This window comes from Streptomyces glaucescens (assembly GCF_002154375.1).
GTDB classification, from domain to species: Bacteria; Actinomycetota; Actinomycetes; order Streptomycetales; family Streptomycetaceae; genus Streptomyces; species Streptomyces glaucescens.
In genome coordinates this window covers 1-3,036 of sequence record NZ_MUND01000742.1, presented here as the reverse complement: position 1 = coordinate 3,036, position 3,036 = coordinate 1, and the positions used below count along the sequence as shown (strand labels likewise).

Annotated in this window: 1 protein-coding gene and 1 pseudogene; both read left to right on the top strand. The window is 77.0% G+C overall.

Going from position 1 to position 3,036, the window contains the following annotated elements:
- The coding region (locus CCN42_RS36445; RefSeq protein ID WP_086741614.1) for a putative baseplate assembly protein at positions 1-2,207 on the top strand (2,207 nt) is incomplete at its 5' end.
- Positions 2,204-3,036, top strand: a pseudogene (locus CCN42_RS36440) (putative baseplate assembly protein); the annotation flags it as partial. The gene CCN42_RS36445 and the pseudogene CCN42_RS36440, both read left to right, overlap by 4 nt.

The window sequence follows — 3,036 nt, the reverse complement described above, 5'->3', positions numbered from 1 at the left end:
CCGTCCCGGCGACCGAGCCGCTGCGGCTGCGCGTCGCGCACAACGCGATCCGGCTGTGGACGTGGGGCGGTGAGGTCCGCGCGCTGCCGAAGGGCGCCACCGCCGCCACGCTGCGCGACGGCTGGGCCGACCCGGAGACCTGCCGGGAGCGGCGGCTCGACCTGCACCCCGGTGACGTGCTGATCCTGGAGGAGGTGAAGGGGCCGCGCACCGGTACGCCCGGTGACGCCGACCCCGCCCACCGCCAGGCCGTCCGCCTCACCTCCGTCACCCCGGCCGTCGACCGCATCGAGGACCAGCCGGTCCTGGAGGTCACCTGGGCCGCCGAGGACGCCCTGCGCTTCCCGCTGTGCCTGGTCACCCGCGCGGGCCGGGGCTGCCCGCCCGTCGAGGACGTGACCCTCGCCCGCGGCAACGTCGTCCTCGTCGACCACGGCCGCACCATCGACGGGCTGCCGGAGACGTTCACCGTGCCCGCCGACCCGGCCGTGGCCGGCACCTGCTGCCCTCCCGCCTTCGGCTGCCCCGACCCGGACGAGGGCAACGCGCCCGCCCGGCTGATCAACGCCCTCACCGACCGCACCGCCGAGGGGCACTCGCTCACCCCGGACGACGTGCGGGACCTCTTCGACACCGTCGGGGAGGCCGCCGTCCACCGCGCCGGCATCGGGCTCGAACGGGCCGGGCAGCGGCACGACCGCGTCGTGCCCGGCACCGCGTACGCCCAGACCGCCGCCCTGCGCACCCTGCTCGCCCAGTCCGTGTACCCGGGCATCCGGCCCCGCTTCCGCCCCGTCCTCGGCGGCGCGCCCGTCACCCAGGCCGCGCCCTTCCCCGAGCCCGGCACGGTCGCCGCCGGACAGGCCGAACGGATCGCCGCCGTCCCCGGCCGGCTCCGGCAGCGGCTGGTCGAGCTGTGGCGCAGCGCCCGCGACCGGGACGGGCTCGACGCGGAGGAGATCGCCGAACTCGCCGTCGTGTTCGGGCTGCGGATCCTGGAGCGGCTGGAGCTGCGGCTGCATCCCGTGCGCGCGCTGCGCGAACTCCTGCACCGCTCCGACCGGCTGCTGGACGGCAAGCTCCGCCGCATCGAGGTGCTCGCGGCCCGCGCCCGCGCGGGCACCGTCCTCGGCCCGCACATCGCCTGGGAGATCGCCCACAGCTGGGGTCCCGGCTACGCCGAAGGGCTCCACCCCGACGAGACCGTGCTGCGCGGCTCCGCGACCGGCGCGCTCACCCAGGACCCGCGCCGCGCCCTGCCCGCCGTACGCCTCGAAGAGCCGGACGGCGTCTGGGAGCCGCGCCGCGATCTGCTGCGCAGCGCCCCCCGTGACCGGCACTTCGTCGGGGAACTCGAGGACGACGGGCGGCTCGCCCTGCGGTTCGGCGACGGCCGGCACGGTGCCCGGCCCGCCCCGGGCGCCCGGCTCACCGCCCGCTACCGGATCGGCGGCGGCACCGCGGGCAACGTGGGCGCCGAGGCCATCAACCACCTGGTGGTGCGGGACTCCGCACAGGAGCTGCCGGCCGTCGTCGTCCGCAACCCGCTGCCCGCCATCGGCGGCACCGCCCCCGAACCCGTCGACCAGGTACGCCAGCTCGCCCCGCTCGACCTGCGCCGCACCCGGCTGCGCGCGGTCACCGCCGAGGACTACGCGGCCCTCGCCGGCGCCCTGCCCGGCGTCCAGCGCGCGGCGGCCGAGCTGCGCTGGACCGGCAGCGTGCGGGAGGCGCACATCGCCGTCGACGCGGTCGGCGACGGCACCCCGTTACCCGAGCTGCTGGACCGGGTCGCCCAGGCCCTGGAGCCCTACCGGCGCATCGGCCACGACGTCGTCGTGCGTCCGGCCCGGCTGGTGCCGCTCGACATCGCGCTGACCGTGTGCGCCCGGCCCGGCCACCAGCACGGGCAGATCCTCGCCGAGCTGTACCGCGTGCTCGGCGGCGGGCGCGGCGGCTTCTTCCACCCGGACGCCCTGACCTTCGGCGAACCGGTACGCCTCAGCCGCCTCGTCGCGGTCGCCGCGGCGGTGCCCGGCGTGGAGAGCGTGCGGGTCACCCGGCTGCGGCGGCTGTTCGAGCCGGACCGCGGGGAACGGGAGGACGGCGTGCTGCGGCTCGGCCCGCTGGAGATCGCCGCGTGCGACAACGACCCCGACCGGCCGGAGCAGGGCCGGCTGGAGATTTCCCTGGGAGGTGTCCGATGACCGCGACCGACGAGTGCGCCTGCGGCGGGGCGTGCGGCGGCGGACACGACGAGCGGCGGGCCCCGGCCCCGCTCCACAACCCGCCCGGCCGCACCGCCCTCGACTACCGCGTGGGCACCTACGGCTCCTTCCTGGCCGCGCTCCTCGACCGGCTCGCCTCCCCCGCGTATCCGGCGCTGAACGGGCTGACCGTACGCACCCCCGACGACCCGGCGATCGGCCTGCTGGACGCCACCGCCGTCCTCGGTGACCTGCTCACCTTCCACTCCGAGCGGATCGCCGACGAGGTCTACATCCGTACGGCGAACGAGCACCGGTCGCTCGTGCTGCTCGGGCGGCTCGTCGGTCACCGGCCGCGGCCCGGCGTCGCCGCCGCCACCCACCTGGCGTACACCCTCGAACGCGACCCGCGCGCCGAGACCCTGCCGGTCGTCGTCCCGCGCGGCGCGCGCAGCCACAGCGTGCCCGCCTCCGCCGACGAGGAGTCCCTGACCTTCGAGACCAGCCGGGACCTCACGGCCCGCTGGGACTTCAACGAGCTGAAGGTACGGCGCCGCCGGCCCTCCCTCGTGACCCCGGAGGACCTGGAGCGCCGCTCGGAGCTGTTCGTCGAGGGCACGGCCAACTCCCTCCGGACCGGTGACCAGTTGCTGTTCGTCTTCGGGGAACGCGCCGGTGGGGAGCGGATGCTGCTGCCCGTCGCCAAGGCGCGGCTCGACCGGGAGGACGAGGTCACCGCGATCTCGCTGCCGCGGTCGGCGCCGCGCACGCTGCGGGAGCTGGTCGACGAGGTACGGCGGTGGACCGCCGCGCCCGCCGCCCCGGGCGA